Source organism: Streptomyces sp. NPDC090499, from assembly GCF_044769305.1.
Taxonomy (GTDB): Bacteria; Actinomycetota; Actinomycetes; order Streptomycetales; family Streptomycetaceae; genus Streptomyces.
In genome coordinates this window covers 36,761-52,516 of the sequence record NZ_JBIVXP010000033.1, presented here as the reverse complement: position 1 = coordinate 52,516, position 15,756 = coordinate 36,761, and the positions used below count along the sequence as shown (strand labels likewise).

General features: G+C 70.8%; 19 protein-coding genes. 5 read left to right on the top strand and 14 right to left on the bottom strand.

Features of this window, described 5'->3' with window-relative positions; translation table 11 throughout:
* Positions 1 to 101: 101 nt before the first annotated feature.
* From ACIQVL_RS49905 to ACIQVL_RS49880, 6 genes are all read right to left on the bottom strand, one after another.
* Positions 102 to 419 (bottom strand): HNH endonuclease, encoded by a 318-nt coding sequence (locus tag ACIQVL_RS49905; RefSeq protein WP_403479071.1) that lies wholly within the window; start codon positions 417 to 419, stop codon positions 102 to 104.
* A gap of 262 nt (positions 420 to 681) precedes the next feature.
* Entirely contained in the window at positions 682 to 837 is a 156-nt protein-coding gene (locus tag ACIQVL_RS49900) for a hypothetical protein (RefSeq protein ID WP_403479070.1), read from the bottom strand.
* A complete protein-coding gene (locus ACIQVL_RS49895) occupies positions 830 to 1,657 on the bottom strand; it encodes a hypothetical protein (protein ID WP_403479069.1) in 828 nt (275 codons plus the stop codon). Before ACIQVL_RS49895 ends, ACIQVL_RS49900 begins: the two co-directional genes overlap by 8 nt.
* 585 nt (positions 1,658 to 2,242) lie before the next feature.
* Entirely contained in the window at positions 2,243 to 2,797 is a 555-nt protein-coding gene (locus tag ACIQVL_RS49890; RefSeq protein WP_403479068.1) for a hypothetical protein, read from the bottom strand.
* 625 nt (positions 2,798 to 3,422) lie between these two features.
* A complete protein-coding gene (locus ACIQVL_RS49885; RefSeq protein WP_403479067.1) occupies positions 3,423 to 3,641 on the bottom strand; it encodes a hypothetical protein in 219 nt (72 codons plus the stop codon).
* Positions 3,638 to 4,048 carry a hypothetical protein gene (locus ACIQVL_RS49880; protein ID WP_403479066.1) on the bottom strand — a complete coding sequence of 137 codons (411 nt, stop codon included), beginning with the start codon at positions 4,046 to 4,048 and terminating at the stop codon, positions 3,638 to 3,640. Before ACIQVL_RS49880 ends, ACIQVL_RS49885 begins: the two co-directional genes overlap by 4 nt.
* 159 nt (positions 4,049 to 4,207) lie before the next feature.
* Here ACIQVL_RS49880 and ACIQVL_RS49875 point away from each other — a divergent pair, with 159 nt between their 5' ends.
* On the top strand, positions 4,208 to 4,408 hold the full coding sequence (locus ACIQVL_RS49875) for a hypothetical protein (RefSeq protein WP_403479065.1): 201 nt from the start codon (positions 4,208 to 4,210) through the stop codon (positions 4,406 to 4,408).
* Positions 4,409 to 4,453: 45 nt separating this feature from the next.
* Here ACIQVL_RS49875 and ACIQVL_RS49870 read toward each other — a convergent pair whose 3' ends face one another.
* Complete coding sequence (locus ACIQVL_RS49870; protein WP_403479064.1) at positions 4,454 to 5,947, bottom strand: recombinase family protein; 1,494 nt, start codon at positions 5,945 to 5,947, stop codon at positions 4,454 to 4,456.
* A 48-nt stretch (positions 5,948 to 5,995) separates the two neighbouring features.
* Here ACIQVL_RS49870 and ACIQVL_RS49865 point away from each other — a divergent pair, with 48 nt between their 5' ends.
* Complete coding sequence (locus ACIQVL_RS49865; RefSeq protein WP_403479072.1) at positions 5,996 to 6,553, top strand: DUF4865 family protein; 558 nt, start codon at positions 5,996 to 5,998, stop codon at positions 6,551 to 6,553.
* Entirely contained in the window at positions 6,550 to 7,458 is a 909-nt protein-coding gene (locus tag ACIQVL_RS49860) for a phosphotriesterase (RefSeq protein WP_403479063.1), read from the top strand. The genes ACIQVL_RS49865 and ACIQVL_RS49860 overlap by 4 nt, the downstream gene beginning before the upstream one ends.
* A 164-nt stretch (positions 7,459 to 7,622) precedes the next feature.
* On the opposite strand, the gene ACIQVL_RS49855 is transcribed toward ACIQVL_RS49860, so the two are convergent.
* Entirely contained in the window at positions 7,623 to 8,858 is a 1,236-nt protein-coding gene (locus ACIQVL_RS49855) for an ROK family protein (RefSeq protein WP_403436379.1), read from the bottom strand.
* Positions 8,859 to 8,971: 113 nt separating this feature from the next.
* A complete protein-coding gene (locus tag ACIQVL_RS49850; protein ID WP_403436376.1) occupies positions 8,972 to 9,637 on the bottom strand; it encodes an alpha-ketoglutarate-dependent dioxygenase AlkB family protein in 666 nt (221 codons plus the stop codon).
* A gap of 67 nt (positions 9,638 to 9,704) precedes the next feature.
* On the opposite strand from ACIQVL_RS49850, the gene ACIQVL_RS49845 reads away from it, so the two are divergent.
* Positions 9,705 to 10,835: a methyltransferase gene (locus ACIQVL_RS49845; RefSeq protein WP_403436374.1), complete on the top strand. Its 1,131-nt coding sequence runs from the start codon at positions 9,705 to 9,707 to the stop codon at positions 10,833 to 10,835.
* Here ACIQVL_RS49845 and ACIQVL_RS49840 read toward each other — a convergent pair.
* Entirely contained in the window at positions 10,822 to 11,688 is an 867-nt protein-coding gene (locus ACIQVL_RS49840; protein WP_403479062.1) for a ketose-bisphosphate aldolase, read from the bottom strand. The genes ACIQVL_RS49845 and ACIQVL_RS49840 overlap by 14 nt on opposite strands.
* Before the next feature lie 2 nt (positions 11,689 to 11,690).
* A complete protein-coding gene (locus ACIQVL_RS49835) occupies positions 11,691 to 12,584 on the bottom strand; it encodes an SIS domain-containing protein (protein WP_403436368.1) in 894 nt (297 codons plus the stop codon).
* 143 nt (positions 12,585 to 12,727) lie between these two features.
* Between ACIQVL_RS49835 and ACIQVL_RS49830 the strand changes: the two genes are divergently transcribed.
* On the top strand, positions 12,728 to 13,507 hold the full coding sequence (locus tag ACIQVL_RS49830; protein ID WP_403436366.1) for a DeoR/GlpR family DNA-binding transcription regulator: 780 nt from the start codon (positions 12,728 to 12,730) through the stop codon (positions 13,505 to 13,507).
* 28 nt (positions 13,508 to 13,535) lie between these two features.
* Here the strand turns inward: ACIQVL_RS49830 and ACIQVL_RS49825 are convergent, their stop codons facing one another.
* The 3 genes from ACIQVL_RS49825 to ACIQVL_RS49815 all read right to left on the bottom strand — a co-directional run bounded on the left by ACIQVL_RS49825 (position 13,536) and on the right by ACIQVL_RS49815 (position 15,739).
* A complete protein-coding gene (locus tag ACIQVL_RS49825; protein ID WP_403436363.1) occupies positions 13,536 to 13,931 on the bottom strand; it encodes a luciferase family protein in 396 nt (131 codons plus the stop codon).
* 204 nt (positions 13,932 to 14,135) lie between these two features.
* Complete coding sequence (locus ACIQVL_RS49820; protein ID WP_403479061.1) at positions 14,136 to 15,065, bottom strand: carbohydrate kinase family protein; 930 nt, start codon at positions 15,063 to 15,065, stop codon at positions 14,136 to 14,138.
* A complete protein-coding gene (locus tag ACIQVL_RS49815; protein WP_403436358.1) occupies positions 15,062 to 15,739 on the bottom strand; it encodes a class II aldolase/adducin family protein in 678 nt (225 codons plus the stop codon). The genes ACIQVL_RS49820 and ACIQVL_RS49815 overlap by 4 nt, the downstream gene beginning before the upstream one ends.
* Positions 15,740 to 15,756 lie beyond the last annotated feature (17 nt).

The following is a 15,756-nucleotide window of genomic DNA, read 5'->3' as shown; positions in this document are numbered from 1 at the left end:
AGAAGACCAGAAGACCAGACGCCCGGCGGCCCACAGCCACCCGGCACCCAGCCCTGCCCACGATCGCCCTGACCTGCACCTATTTACGCGTCAGAACGTTCTCAGTCGTCGAGCGCCGGATGCGACGCGCGCGGACGGTGCGTCGACACGCGCTTGAGTGCGGACGCTCGCCCGCCTTCGCTGCTGCTCTTCCGTCGGTGATGCCAAGGGCACAGCAGCGCCAGGTTGGTCATGTCGTCTGTCCCTCCGAGCGAGTGAGGGATCACGTGGTCGACGTCGGTCCCTGGCTCCGGGCACCGCGTGCCGTCGCTGTGGCGTGCTGTGCACTGTTCTGCGTCACGGCGGATCACTCGACGTCGCAGCGTGGCCCAGTTGCGGGGCAGGGTTGCGCGTCTCGTGCTGCCTTCCCAGGCAGTCATGTCATCCTCACCTGACGTCAGAGCCGACCCGTACGGCACTGCTCTAGGTACGCCTGTCCGGCGGCTGTCTGGGTCCAGTGGAGTCCGCTGTCGAAGAAGCCGTTCATCGGCATGGCAGGCGCCGGCTCCGAAGACTGGACATCCGAGCGTCCGCCCACGGTGCCGCGGAGCGTCATCCGTACGTCCGAGGACGTGTCGCCCTGTGCTGCGCGGTACCGCGCTTCACCGATGCCTAGGCCGGGCACGTAGCCCTGTACGTCGCTCACTCCATGACCTCCGTCCCGGGGGCGTCCGTCTCCGGCTCCGACGGGTCGAAGATCGGGCGTGGGAGTCGCTGGCCGCTCTCGTCGTGCAACTTGCGGTAACGCTCCGCGCCGGCACGGACGGTGCCCTTCTTCGGAGCGGTGGTCTCAGACATGGGTGGCCTTCCTGGCGTCGATGATGAGCGGGTCGTCGCCGTACGGATCGGCCTCCCGCGGAATGGAACCGTCGTCGGTGAGCGAAGCGCGGTACGCCTGACGCGCCTCGATGAACTCGTCAGCATCCGTCGGCACGTAAGCGTCAGGCTGCTGTGCGAGCCAGACGAGGTGATCGAGGGTGAACCGACCCGCTACCGCTTCGGCTGCATGGTCGGCCGGCAGAGCCGCGCCCCGAACGTGTCCCCAGCCGTCCCGCTTGGCGTGCCTGAGCGGGCTGTGCGGTCCGGTGACGTCGACGGTGTCAGAGAGTGTCGTCCATTGCGCCTCCCGGATACTCAACAGCTCCGGCACGCGCGCCACAATGCGCTTGTAGGCCTCCATGGAGGCCTTCGGGGCGTTGATGGCGTCATCCGCGGTGCGCACGTCCGCGAGTGCGCCCAGATCCCTCCTGACGGCCTCCAGGACGTCACGGAGCTGTCCGTCGAGGTGCTCCAGGATCTCCGGCGCGCGGCGCTCGACGATGCCCTTCAGCTCGTGGCCGTTGCGGAACTCCGTCCGCATGTAGGTGAGTTGCCCCCGGATCTCCGCCGCCGCTATGGCGTCGACATACGCCGTCCGCGCGCGCTCGTCGACGTCAGCCGGCCACGTCCCCGTGTCGAGATAGGTGATCAGAGCCTCAGCAACAACAGCACTGGCGGCCTCCTGGGGGTCATCGGCGGACGGGAGTTCGCTCAGCTTCGCCTCGACGAGCGCCTTCCGGCGTTCGTAGTCCGCGATCTCCGGGACGGCGCTCTGAGCCGCCTCCAGGTGCTTGTTCATGGTCATTCCTCTGTTTCCAGAAACGACGAAGAGCCCTGCCCATGTGGGGTCAAGGCTCCTCGGAAGTGCGCCGTACGCTCCGCACGGCGTAGCCGCATGCGCTCTCTCGTCGGCCCCGGATCCCGGGCGTACGCTTCGCGGCGCTTGCGGTTGTAACAGGAAAGGCAGTGAGGTCGTGTGCCGCCTCGTCCCATCGCGTCGAACGGCCAGTGTTCCAGCGTGAGAGGGAACGACTCCCCACAGGTGAGGCAGGGCCGCGACGTCGGGCCAGGCACGTCAAGGGTGCGCATTGGTCTCCGTCCATGGCGTTCGGTCTATCGCTCGAAATGAGCTCGCAAAGAAGGGCTCCCGCCCGTGGAGTGGCGGCGCGGAACGGCACGGCCCAGAGGAGGAGACCGGCGCTCTACACGCTCCCCGAAGGGACACAGGCGGGAGCCCTTAGCGCGACGCCGGGAGAGAGAGCGGCGCCACGCGGCACGGGAGGCTTCGACGGCTATTGAGGGGCCGGAGACTCTCCGCGATGCGACGAGGAGGAGGGGCGCTGTGCGGTCCCCCTCCTCCAGATACATAAGTAAGTCGAACGCGTCAGGCCGCCTCGTCGCCCCGGAGGCGCCTCATGCGGTCGCGAGCACGCTCACGGTCCCACTGCGTCCGGCACTCGTCGCCGCACAGGCTCGCCCACCGTCGACGCTGGCTCACCGGGCGGCGCTGCTCGAACGACGTGCCGCACTGCGCGCACGCGCCCCGCCAGATCTTCAGCGCACCCTCGACGGTCACATGTCCGCCGGCCGACTCGTACGAGAGCGTCGGCGTGGCGCCCCGCTGACGTGCCGCGTGTGCGGCGGCTATCGCGGGATCCACGCGCACGGTGACCTCACCCACGACGGGCGGCACGATGTCTACGTCACGCCCTCTCGGCCGGCTCCGCGTCGGACGCTCCTCGTCGACCTCCGAGGCATCGTGCCAGTCTTCGAAGCGTTGGAGGCCGTACTCCTCATCGGTGAGTTCCGCCAGAGGATCCCGCCCCGACAGGCCCCGCCAGTAACCCCGCCCCGGGGATACGTAGGCGTCGAGCTCCGTCATCTCCTCTTCGAGCGCATCCATCTCCATCGCCTCGTACGTGCGACGGGTGCGGCGCACCCTCAAGCCGTCTTCGTGCCTCACAGCGTCCCCATTCGTCGAGCAAGCCGCTTGTTCGACTTGCTACTTACGTTGTGTCGTAATGGGGGTCGGATGTGACGCAGGGAAGATCAACTACTCTGTGCTACAGGGGGCGTTGTCGTCGCGGGCGGGGTCATGAGCGGCACGAAGCCCTGAGTGGCTCTGTACGCATTTCCAGGCTCCCTGAGTACCCCGAGGCCGAGAAAGGCGCCCAGACGGGCGCGCAGGCCCCTTCCCGGGCCTCACCCGTCTCGCTCCTCCTCGTCGGCCTCCGTCGGGCGGAGGTTCGACGTCCTCCAGGGCGGAGTTGGTCCAAAGTGCCAAACTAACCCCCATTCTGACTTCTCTCTAACACGCGTTAAGAGGAGTTCAGGAAAGGGGGTTAGTTTGGCCATTTGGACAACGTCGCAGGTCAGAGGGGTGCGAAATTTGGCGGGCACCGGGGCACGCGGGGTCTCCGGACGGCGGCCGACGGAGGACGAAGCTATGTGACGGTGACCCCGATCACATTCCAGGGCCACAGAGGACGTCGACGAGGCGCCCAGAGCATGCGGAGGGCCCGCCCCAGCCGAAGCCGGGCGGGCCCTTCCGTCACAGATAGTAGTTACTTGTTGCGCTGCTCCTCGTCGGTCATCTTCCGTCGGAGGTAGCCGACATTCCATCCGACGTCCGCCGGATCCTCGTCAAGAGCGCCGCGGATCGTCGTCCGCGCCCACAGAGCCCGCTCGACGAGGCGACGGCGGTTCAAGTCCTCCCCGGGGACCGTCAGTGCCTCGCACACCGCCTCCAGGAGCTCCCGGAGGTCCCGCTCCGCGGCGCTCACGCGGCAACCAGGACGACGCCGGGGAAGCTGAGGCTCTCGTGCGCCGCTACGCACCCGGGGCACAGCGACGTCGTCCACACCCCGTCGGCGTACACCGGGGCCGCCTCCGGGTCGTCGGTGCCGCAGTGCCCGCACATGGTGTCCACCGGGTACTCATAGACCTCGTGGGCCCACAGGGTGCACATGTCGGTGAGCAGCGCCTCACAGCCCAGGGCGGCCGACGGAAGCGATGCGTGCCAGCCGTCGGCCAGTACGACGCCCTCGTACTGCGACAGGTCGTAGTCCCGGCCCGTCGCGACGACAGCGGGGAGGCGGAGACGGTCGGCGACGTCGGACGCGAAGGCCGTGACGTCGGCCAGGTTGTCAGCGGTGGTGAAGTTGCCTACGACGAGGATGGGGCGTGCCATTATGGAACCTCCAGATATGGAGACAAGGGGCCCGCTGCGTCCGCCAAGATTCCGCGGGCCCTTCGTCTTGCTTGCGTCGGGGTGTGGCTACACCGTAGAGGGTGTGGCCACACCTCCGCAACCCCCCTGGTGTGGCCACACCTCTGCTACCGTTCTGCCATGCCCAACCAACCGAAGACACCCGTCAGCCGCTTCCGAATCGACGCGGAGCTGTGGAAGGCGTTCGGGGACGCTGTGCCCGACGACACCGACCGCTCAGACGTCCTCCGGCGCTTCGTCGCCCACTACTGCCGCAGGCCGGGCGCCAAGCTCCCGGATCGGCCTCCCGCCGGCCCGTGGAGCGAGGCACCGAAGGCGTGACAAAGCCCCGCCGGGTTGTCCTGGCGGGGCTCTGCTGCACCTGCGCTACTCCTCGTCGGGGGTAGCCCACTTGATGGTGCAGCGCGCATCGCCGTCGAAGGGGGCTCCTCGGCGTGCGCCGCGCGTCACGCTGACTTCGTCGATAGCGAGACGAATCAAGTCCCGCCGCATGGTGTCGTCCGCCGCCTCCCATGCGGCAGTCAACATATCCATATCGTCAAAGATCGTCAGGTCTACCGACCCGCCGAACTCCGCTGCGCGATTCGTAGCGGCGGCTAGGTCGGCCTCCGCCTCCTCGACTAGTCGAGGGTAGAAGCGCCCCATGGCGCCGTCGTAGATACCCGCCTTGCGGTCTTCCGCAAGGCGCTCCATTGCCTTCTCCGCCGCTTTGACGGCCGCTACGGCCTGACGGTGCTCCTCCGTCTCCTCGGGCTTCGTCAGAGCCACCCAGCGCTGCGCTACAGCAATCATGAGCGGGTCGGCATCGTCTAGGTCGGCTTTCAGTACCGCGCTGAGCCACTCCTCGAAGACATATGCCTCAATGAGAGACCTCATGGCAGACGCCGGCTCCGCACAGGGTTTCCCGACGGTGTAGTTGTAGCAGCGGTACGAACGCCCGTGGATCGCTGTACCGCCCCCGCAACTTGCGCAGCGCAAGAGCCCCGATAGCAGATGCTTGACCTTGCCGCGCTGGTACTCCGGGGCTACGGGTAGGTGCCCCGCAACCGCTAGACGAGCCCTCCTTACAAGGTCTGCGGGTACAGGTTCGGTGCCGTCCGCAAGCACTGAAACCCGCTCACCCTTCTTGTTCCGGTAAGGAACAGAGCGACCACCCCTCGTCAGGGCAACCGACTGCCAACCCTCGTAGACCGGAGTTCGAATCATCCGGTGGATTGTGGATCCGCCCCATGTGATCCCGTCAGGCGACGGGACACACTCCCCGTTCAACTCCTGTGCAATGGTCCGCGCCGACTTACCTTCGGCCGTCGCCTCGAAGATGCTGATTAGCGTTGGCCACGTTTCTGCGTGTCGGAGTTTTCGCGTTTCCCTATCGGCTATCTCAAAGCCATAGGGTGCTGCGCCTAGCCAAGCGCCCTCGTCGCGCTGCTGCGATTTCGTGTCACGGACACGGTGGGAGAGAAGCGACGAATACTCACGCGCCTCTTCTGCGCGGTTGATGATGTCTCGACGGTCGCGGGGGTCTGCGGAGTCCAAGCGTTCGTAGTCGAAGACAATCCGCTTGCCGGCGTCGAGTAGCGGTATGACAGCGCCCGCACCCTTTCGAGAGAAACGGTCGGCCGCGTAGCACCACAACGCCGGTACCTCGTCCGCAAGGAGTGCGCCGATGGCTTTATCGAACTTCGGGCGTACCGTGTCCGTGTACGCGCTCAGGTTGTCCGCCCACACCTTACGGACGGTGTAGCCATTCTCGTCTGCCCACCGACGTCCCCGCTCCTCCTGAGCCCGGAACGTCAAGGCCCGCTCTCGCTGTCGCGTGATCGCGGACTTCCGCAAGTAAAGATCGATCAGCTTTGCCATAGCCCCTCCCCTGCGCCGCATGGTACATGCAAGGGTGTCCCGACTGCCCTGCCCGCGGACTACGACATGGGCGTCATCCGCGCCCGCGTCGCGCGCGTCGGGCATCTGCTGGACGACTGGGACGGCCTCGGCATCAAGACCTACCTCCTGCGCGAGCGGGGCCGGCACGGCTCGCCGGTCAACCAGTACGGCCCGTTCTACCTCTGGAACACCGTGCGGGGCATGAACAGCTTCCTGTGGGGAGGCGCCTTCCAGCGGGCCGTCGACGACTTCGGGCGGCCGCACATACGGCAGTGGACGGGCCTGGCCTTCGAGGTGGGCACCGCCGCCGGCTCCCCTGCCGCGTTCGCCGTGCGGCGGCGGCAACCGGTGCCGGACGGTGTGGAACTGGCCGCCTTCATGGCCGACGCGGCGGACGGGACCCGGCGGCTGGCGGCCGAGGACGGTGCCGTGCTGGCGGCGTCCGCCGTGGACACGGACGCCTGGGAGCTGGTCCACTTCTCGCTCTGGGAGCACGACACGCCCGAGGCCGAGGGCGACGTCTTCGAGGTACTGCACCTGTCCGAGCCGGGGCACGGCGCGCTGCCGCGAGGGCGGCAGTGGTGAGCGCTGTCCGTACGGTCCTCGGTGACATCCGGCCCGCCGACCTGGGCGTCTGCGACGCGCACGACCACCTGTTCCTCCGCAGCCCCCGGCTGCCGGGACAGGAGCTGAACGACGCGAGCGCCGCCCGTGCCGAGGTGGCGGCGTTCCGCGCGGCGGGCGGGGCGGCCGTCGTGCAGTGGACGCCGTACGGGATGGGACGGCGGGCCGCCGACCTGCCGCAGCTGTCCCGGTCCTCCGGAGTGCACCTGATCTGCGCGACGGGTCTCCACCAGGCGGCGCACTACGCACCGGAGTTGCTCGACGAACTGCGCGGAAGGCTCGCCGAGGTCTTCGTCTGCGAACTGACCGAGGGCATCGGTACGTCCGGGGTACGCGCCGGTCTGGTCAAGGTGGCGGGCGGCTTCCACCACCTCGACGCGCACGCCCGCTGGACGATGACCGCGGCGGCCGAGGCCCATCACGCGACGGGCGCGCCGGTCGCCGTCCATCTGGAGCTGGGCACCGGCGCCCTCGACGTACTCGACCTGCTCTGCGGGGAGTTGGGCGTCCCCGGGGACCGGGTGATCCTCGGCCACCTGAACCGCTCCCCCGACCTCGTCGTCCAGCGGCAGGCCGCCGCCTCCGGCTGCTGGCTGGCCTTCGACGGGCCGTCGCGGGCCAACCATGCCACCGACTGGCGGATGCCCGAGGCCGTACGGGCCCTGGCCGAGGCCGGGTTCGGGGACCGGCTGCTGCTGGGCGGCGACACCGTGGTGGCGGGGGCGCGGTCGGTGGACGGCGGACCCGGGATGCCGTACCTGCTGCGGCGGGTGCGGGCGCGGCTGGAGGCCGAGCTGGGTGCGGAGCACGTCGGCCGGATCCTCATGGACAACCCCGCCCGAGCCTTCGCCGTCGACTGGCGTTAGGCGCTCAGCGCTCAGCGCTCAGCTGGAGGTGCCGCAGCACTGCCGTGTACAACTGCGTGCCGTGTACCGACTGCTGCGCCGTCGTGGCTGGTCGCGCAGTTCCCCGCGCCCCTTCAGGGCGCTCGGGCCACCGAGATGTCCCCGGCCCTGGTCGCGGTGGGCGGCTACCGGAGTGCCCCGAGCGGGTCGTCCAGTACCGGCTGCCAGGCCAGCTCGGCCGCTCCCACCAGGCTGTTGTGGCTCAGCGTGCACGGCAGGATCGGTACGCTGCCGCTCTGGCCCCACAGGCTGCGGTCGGCGACGACGGCGCGCAGCCGCTCCGGGTCGGCGTCCAGGAGGGTGCGGTGCAGGCCGCCGAGGATGATGCGGTCGGGGTTGAGGATGTTGACCAGTCCCGCCAGCCCGAGGCCGAGGCGGTCGATCAGGGCCTCGGTGGCCCTGCGGACGGTCGGGTCGCGGTAGTGGTCGCGGACCAGGTCCTCGGCCTGCCGCAGCAGCGACACCTCGGGCCCGGGATCACGGCCCGCCTCGATCAGCAGCGCCAGGGGATCGGCCTCCACGTCCAGACAGCCCCGGCTGCCGCAGTGACAGGGGCGGCCCTCCGGGTTCACGGCGACGTGGCCGACCTCCAGGGCCAGGCCCGAACTCCCCGTGTGCAGGCGGCCGTCCAGGACCAGTGCGCCGCCGACACCCCGGTGCCCGGTAGCCACGCAGAGCAGGTCCCGGGCGCCCCGGCCCGCGCCGTGCCGGTGCTCGGCGAGCGCGGCCAGGTTCACGTCGTTGCCCGCGAACGCCGGCCCGGTGAGGCCGGCCGCACGCACGCACTCCGCGAAGATCCGGCGTACCGGCGCCCCCACCGGCCAGGCCAGGTGCAGGGGGTTGAGGGCGAGGCCCTCCGGCTCGGCCACGGCCGACGGCACGGCGAGACCTGCGCCGACGCAGCGCAGTCCGGTGCTGCGCAGCAGGTCGGCGCCCGCCTCGACCACCGAGCCGAGCACCTTCGCCGGGTCGGCGTCGACGGTCTCACAGCCGGGCGCGGTCGCGACGATCCGGCCGCCCAGGCCGACCAGCGCCGCCCGGAAGCCGTCGGCGTGGACCTGCGCGGCGAGTGCGACGGGGCCGTTCTCGGCGACCTCCAGGCGGTGCGAGGGGCGGCCCTGCGAGCCCGCGGCGGCGCCCGGGTGGGCGTCGACCCTGATCAGGCCGAGCGCCTCCAGTTCGGCGGCGACGGCGCCGGCCGTGGCCCGGGTGACGCCGAGTTCCGCGGTGAGCACCGCGCGGGTGGGGGCGCGGCCGGTGTGCACGAGTTCCAGGGCGGGGCCGAGTGCGCCACGTCCTCGGTCCAGCCGGGGTTTCGAGGTTCCGTTCCCCGTCGGGCCGGGGGCCGCCTTTCCGCTCATGAGAGGGAGTCTGCCATGATCCGTAGCGGAGCACGGTGGCGGTGCGTTGTGGCTGGTCGCGCCCACGCGGCGGAGCCGCAAATCAGTACAGCCCCGCGCCCCTGAAGGGGCGCTCAAGTCAAGGCACCTCCAAAGCCGCTCACTCTCAGTGTGACGTTGAGCCGGCCCGTCAGGCCCAGCTCCGCCGGTGCCGTGCCCGGGTGCACCTTCGGCACCCCGTGGTACGCGAGCCTGCTCCCGCCCCCGAACACGAACAGGTCCCCCGACCTCAGCTCCACGTCCGTGTACGGCCTGCCCCTGCTCTCCGGGTTGCCGAAGCGGAAGACGCAGGTGTCCCCGAGGCTCAGTGACACCACCGGGGCCTGCGACTTCTCGTCGGCGTCGCGGTGCATGCCCATGCGGGCGTCGGCGTCGTAGAAGTTGATCAGTGCGATGTCGTACGACAATCCGTCGACCGCCGCCGGGCCCAGGGCGTCGGCCACCGCGCGGCGGCCCAGTTCGTCGAGCCAGGCCGGGAACGGCTTGACGGGGCTGCCGTCGCCGTCGACGACCGTGCGGGCGTAGGCGTACGGGTGCCAGTGCCAGCCCAGGCAGACCTGGCGGGCGGTCATCGTGCCGCCGCCGGGCGTGCGGACCGTGCGCAGGCCCGCCGGGGGCCGGGCCCAGTCCCGGCAGGCGGCGAGCAGCGCGCGCTGCCGGTCCGTGTCCAGCCAGTCGGGGACGTGCACGGCGCCCGGTGCGATGCGGGCGCACGCCCTCGGGAACAGTTCGTCCTCCATGCCCCCATCCTGCCCGACCGGGCCTGAGCTGCGGTTCCGCTAGCCTGGACGCACGATGAGCGACCGTATGACGACTGCCTGGGGCGAGTTCGAGCTGTCCCGCTTCCCGGAGGATCCGCGCGACCGGCTGCGTGCCTGGGACGCCTCGGACGCGTACCTGCTGCGGTATCTCGACCGGGAGCGGACCGGGCTGTCCGGCACGGTCGTGGTGCTCGGCGACCGCTGGGGCGCGCTGGTCACGGCGCTGGCGGCGCACCGGCCGGTGCAGATCACCGACTCGTACCTGAGTCAGGAGGCGACCCGCGTGAACCTGGCGCGCGCGGGTGTCGAACCGGGCGCGGTGCAGCTGCTGACCACCCAGGATCCGCCGCCGGACCGGGTGGACGTGCTGCTGGTACGGGTCCCGAAGAGCCTTGCGCTGCTCGAGGACCAACTGCTGCGGCTGGCGCCCGCCGTGCACGCGGGGACGGTCGTGATCGGCACCGGCATGGTCAAGGAGATCCACACCTCGACGCTCCGGCTGTTCGAGCGGATCCTCGGGCCGACCCGGACCTCGCTGGCCGAGCAGAAGGCCCGGCTGATCCACTGCACGCCGGATCCGTCGCTGGAGCGCCCGGCGAACCCGTGGCCGTACAGCTACGCGCTCCCCGCCGGCATCGGCGCGGTCTCCGGCCGTACGGTCGTGAACCACGCGGGGGTCTTCTGCGCCGACCGGCTCGACATCGGGACGCGGTTCTTCCTCGCGCATCTGCCCGGGGGCGGCCGCCGGATCGTCGACCTGGGCTGCGGGAACGGGGTCGTGGGTACGGCGGTGGCGCTGGCCGATCCCACGGCCGAGGTGCTGTTCGTGGACGAGTCGTTCCAGGCGGTGGCCTCGGCGGAGGCCACCTACAAGGCCAACGGGGTACCCGGGCACGCCGAGTTCCGGGTCGGCGACGGGCTGGCCGGGGTCGCGGCCGGCAGCGTGGACGTGGTGCTGAACAACCCGCCGTTCCACTCCCACCAGGCGACCACCGACGCGACGGCGTGGCGGATGTTCAGCGGGGCGAAGCGGGCGCTGCGGCCGGGCGGCGAGCTGTGGGTGGTCGGCAACCGGCACCTGAGCTACCACGTGACGCTGCGGCGCCTGTTCGGAAACAGCCAACTGGTTGCGAGCGACCCGAAGTTCGTGGTGCTGAAGGCGGTCAGGCGCGGGTAGTCCCGCCGCTGAGCACGCCGATGATCCGGGTCGTCTCCCGGGCCATCGCCTCCCGGCCGGCAGCGAGGTACGGGCGGGAGTCGACGGCGTCGGGGTGGTCCGTGAGGAAGCGGCGGACGGACGCGGTCATCGCCATGTTGAGCGCCGTGCCGACGTTGACCTTGGCGATGCCCCCGGCGACCGCGGCGACCAGTCCCCCGTCCGGGACTCCGGAGGAGCCGTGCAGGACTAGAGGGACCGGCACGGCGGCCGAGAGGCGGCCGAGGAGGTCGTGGTCGAGGGCGGCGGTGCGGGTGGTCATGGCGTGGGCGCTGCCGATCGCCACGGCCAGCGCGTCGACGCCGGTGCCGGCGACGAAGTCCCGTGCCTCGGCGGGGTCGGTACGCGCCCCGGCTGCGTGGGCGTCCAGCGCCGGTCTGCCGTCCTTGCCGCCGACCTCACCCAACTCTGCCTCGATCCACAGGCCTTGGTCGTGCGCCCAGTCGACGGCCGCCGTGGTCGCGGCGAGGTTCCCGGCGTAGGGCAGCTGGGACGCGTCGTACATGACCGAGCTGAATCCGGCGTCCGGGGCCTGCCGGAGCAGTTCGTCGCTGCGGACGTGGTCGAGGTGCAACGCGACCGGCACGCGGGCGCGTTCGGCGGCCGCGGTGGCGGCGCGGGCCAGCGGCAGGAGGCTTCCGAGGCGGAACTTGACGGCGTTCTCGCTGACTTGGAGGACGACGGGTGAACCGGCAGCCTCGGCGCCGGTGATGACGGCCTCCACGTGTTCCAGGGTGATGACGTTGAACGCGGCGACGGCGGAGTGGACTTCGGCGGCTCGGGCCAGGAGTGTGCCGGTGGTTGCCAGGGGCACGCTCACTCCTCGCCGGTCGGGGTGAGGATCACCGAGCGGGTGAGGTGCCGCGGCCGGTCGGGGTCCAGGCCCCGGGCGGCGGCCACGGCGACCGCGAGGCGCTGGGCTCGGACCAGTTCGGCGAGCGGGTCGAGGGTGCCCTGGATCCACAGCCCGCCGGTGGCGGCGACCTGTCGGGCGAGTCCGGCCGGCGCGGGGCCGAACATCCAGGCCGCGGTGGCCCTGGTGGTGATGCTGATCGGGCCGTGCCGGTACTCCGTCGCCGGGTAGGCCTCGGTCCAGGACAGCGAGGCCTCGCGCATCTTGAGTCCGGCCTCGCTCGCGAGTCCGACGGTCCAGCCGCGCCCGAGGAAGGTGAACTGTCCGCACTCGACCAGCTGCGGCGGCAGCGGAGTGGACAGTGCGGTCCGGGCGTCGGCGACCACCGTGTCGGTGTGCAGGCCGAAGTGCGCGCGGAGCAGGGTGAACGCGCTGGTGGCGAAGCGGGTCTGGACGACGGAGCGTTCGTCGGCGAAGTCCAGGACGACGAGGTCGTCGGCGGCGTCCGGTACCGGGGTGTCGGGGTCGGCGGTGATCGCGGCGGTGCGTGTGCGCCCCTTCAACTCGTCGAGCAGGGCCAGGACTTCGGTGGTGGTACCGGACCGGGTGAGGGCCAGTACCCGGTCGTACGACCGCCCGTGCGGGAACTCCGAGGCGGCGAAGGCGTCCGTCTCGCCCTGTCCCGCGGACTCGCGCAGTACGGCCGCGGCCTGGGCCATGAAGTACGAGGTGCCGCAGCCCACGATCGCGACCCGCTCGCCCGGGGCCGGGAGGACGTGGGCATGGCGGGCGGCTTCGGTGGCGGCCCGGGTCCAGCACTCGGGCTGGCTGTTCAGCTCTTCAGCGATATGTGACATATCACTGCTCCCTCCTGCGCGACGCATCGTGATTACTCTTGCAAGATAGAGCGACTTTTCAAGCACAATCAAGCATTCCATCGAAATCCAGGTGCGCTAAGGTCACCCGGAGTCGCCGGAAGACCGAGGAACGGAGGCGGCGGATGTCGCGCGATGCCCGCTGGAAGGCGCTGCTCGAATTGCTGGTCGAGCGCGGCCGCCTCGACGTCGAGGAGGCGGCGGCCGAGCTGGCGGTCTCGGCGGCCACCATCCGCCGGGACCTCGACCAGCTCGCCGAGCAGCAGATGCTGGTGCGCACCCGGGGCGGAGCGGTGGTGCACGGGGTGTCGTACGAGCTGCCGTTGCGCTACAAGACGGCGCGGCAGGCCTCGGAAAAGCAGCGGATCGCCAAGGCAGTGGCTGAACTGGTCGAGCCGGGCGAGGCGGTGGGGCTGACGGGCGGTACGACCACCACGGAGGTGGCCCGCGCCCTGGCCGTACGCGGGGACCTCACCACCGGCACGCCGGCGCTGACGGTCGTCACGAACGCGCTCAACATCGCGAACGAGCTCGCGGTGCGGCCCCAGTTCAAGATCGTGGTGACGGGCGGGGTGGCACGCCCGCAGTCGTACGAGCTCACCGGGCCGCTCGCGGACGGGGTGCTGGGTCAGGTCACCCTTGATGTGGCGGTGCTCGGGGTGGTCGCCTTCGACGTCGTCCACGGGGCCGCGGCCCATGACGAGGGCGAGGCCGCGGTCAACAGGCTGCTGTGCGAGCGGGCGGCCCGCGTGGTGGTCGCCGCGGACTCCAGCAAGCTGGGCGGGCGGGCGTTCGCCCGGATCTGCGCGGCGGAGCTGGTGGACGTCCTGGTCACGGACACGGCGGCGGCGCCGGAGACGGTGCGCAGGTTCGAGGAGGCGGGGATCCGGGTTCTGACCGTGTGAGTGCGCCCCGGTACGGCCCGGCCTGCTGTCACATTCCGCTGGTGTCCGCGCTGACGAATCCCGCGCCCCGCTGGTCGTTGCAGCCGAACACGGGCCGGTCGGCCGGGTCGGGCCAGCTCTGCTGCGCCTGGAGGGCGACGCTCACCAGGGTCAGCAGCAGGTCGACGTCGCTCGCGGCGTCGAGTCGTATGGTCACCCACTGCGAGCCCGGCACGATCCGGATCGCTCCCGTGCTCTTCAGGTTCTTCGCGAAGTGCCGGATGGCATGGGTGGTGAGACGCAGGTCCACATCGCGGTCGGAATGGAAGTGCGCGATCTCGCCCTGCGCCGAACTCACGGCCTGCCCCAGACCACAGCTCGGTACGGCCTGGGTCAGGTCGGGCCAGGTCGCCAGTTGCGCCAGAGCGCGCGAGGCCAACGTCATGGGGCCATCATGGCCCGCTCACTCTCCGGTAACCAACCAGCGAGCAGTTATTAACCGAGCTGTTGCCGGACTCTGTCCGAACACAGACGTCCGGGACGAGTGAATATCCGCAGGAATTCAGTGGTTCGGGGGACGGAAGGTACCTCTCGGACCTCCGGGACGACCGTGGCCAACGTCACGTTTTATGCGGGTCCGGCACCCGGTCTACGCACGCCTGGCACCCGTCGCCGCGAACGCGTCGGCAGCGGCGAGGTCGAAGTCCCCGTGGTCGCTGCCGAGGCCCTGCGCGACCAGGGCCGCCACGGCGTTGCCGAGGACGGCGGCGTCCTGCGGGGGGCGGCCGAGGCCGATGCCGTAGACGAATCCGGCCGAGAAGGCGTCGCCGCAGCCGGTGGTGTCCACGACGTCGATCTCGAAGGCGGGCACCGGCTCGGCGCCCTCGGCGGTGACCAGCAGTGCGCCGTCGCCGCCCCGGGTGACCGCGACCAGCCCGGCGCCGGCCCCGACCAGCTTCTTGGCGCCCGCCACCAGGTCGTCCTCGCCGGAGAAGCCCAGTACCTGGTCGTCGTTGGGGAGGAGGTGGTCGACGTACGGCAGCGCGGCCGCGATCTGCTCGAAGCTGCCGAGGACACCGGGTGCGAGCAGGTCCACGGAGGTCGTCACGCCGTGCTCCCTGGCGAAGTGCAGGATGCGGGCGGCGGCGTCGACGCCGATCAACTCCGGGCCGCCGAGGTGGAGATGGTCGGCCTCGGCGAGGGCGTCCCAGGGCACGTCGTCGACGCCGTAGGTGATGTTCGCACCGAGCAGGTGCAGGGAGGGCCGGTCGCCGTTGGGGCGGATGGGCAGCACGCTCGCCGAGGTGGCGGTGTCGGTCCGGCGGACGAGGAAGCGGGTGTCGATCCCGGCTCTGCCGAGCAGCTGCACCAGCATGTCGCCGGTCGCGTCGGCGCCGACGGCCCCGGCGCTGCGCACGGTGGCGCCGAGCTTGGCGAGGCTCAGCGCGGTCCCGCCGGCGGTCCCGGCCGCGGTCATCCTGATGTCCTCGACCAGGGTCGCGCCCTGGCCCTCGGGTATCGCGTCCACCGGCCGGACCAGCACGTCCAGCACGTGCACGCCCATCGTGACGACTCTCATGGCTTGCCCTCCTGCAGGGATCGGGTGGTGCCGTAGTTCCGGGCGATCGCGGCCTCGATCACCGCGAGCTGCTGCCGCTCGTCCAGGACGCGGGGCGGCCCGAGGGCCGCCGCGTGCTGGTAGACGCCGCAGGCCCATTCGAGCAACAGGGCGTTCTCGACGGCCTTGTCGAGGGTCGGGCCGACGGTGACCGAGCCGTGGTTGGCCATCAGCGCGGCGCTGCGGCCGTCGAGCGCGGCGAGTACCGACTCGGCGAGTTCCGGGGTGCCGAAGGTGGCGTACGGCGCCACCCGCACGGTGCCGCCGAGGGCGAGCAACTGGTAGTGGATGCAGGGCAGTTCGTCGAGGACGCAGGAGAGGGCGGTGGCCATCGGGGCGTGCGTGTGGACGACCGCGCCGGCGCCGAAACGGCGGTAGACCCCGAGGTGCAGGTCGAGTTCGGAGGTCGGCTGCAGTGTCCCGGCGACGGCCCTGCCGTCCAGGTCGACCACCGTCACCTGGCCCGCGGTGAGCTGGGCGAGCACCGCGCCGGTCGCGGTGACCGCGACCCGGTCCCCCACCCGCACGCTGACGTTGCCCGCCGTTCCGATCAGCAGGCCCGCCGCTCCCAGGCGGCGGCAGACGTCCGCCACCGCGGCCCGTTCCTGCACCAGCGCGGAGCTTGAGTCCGTCATGGCCGCGACGGTAACGT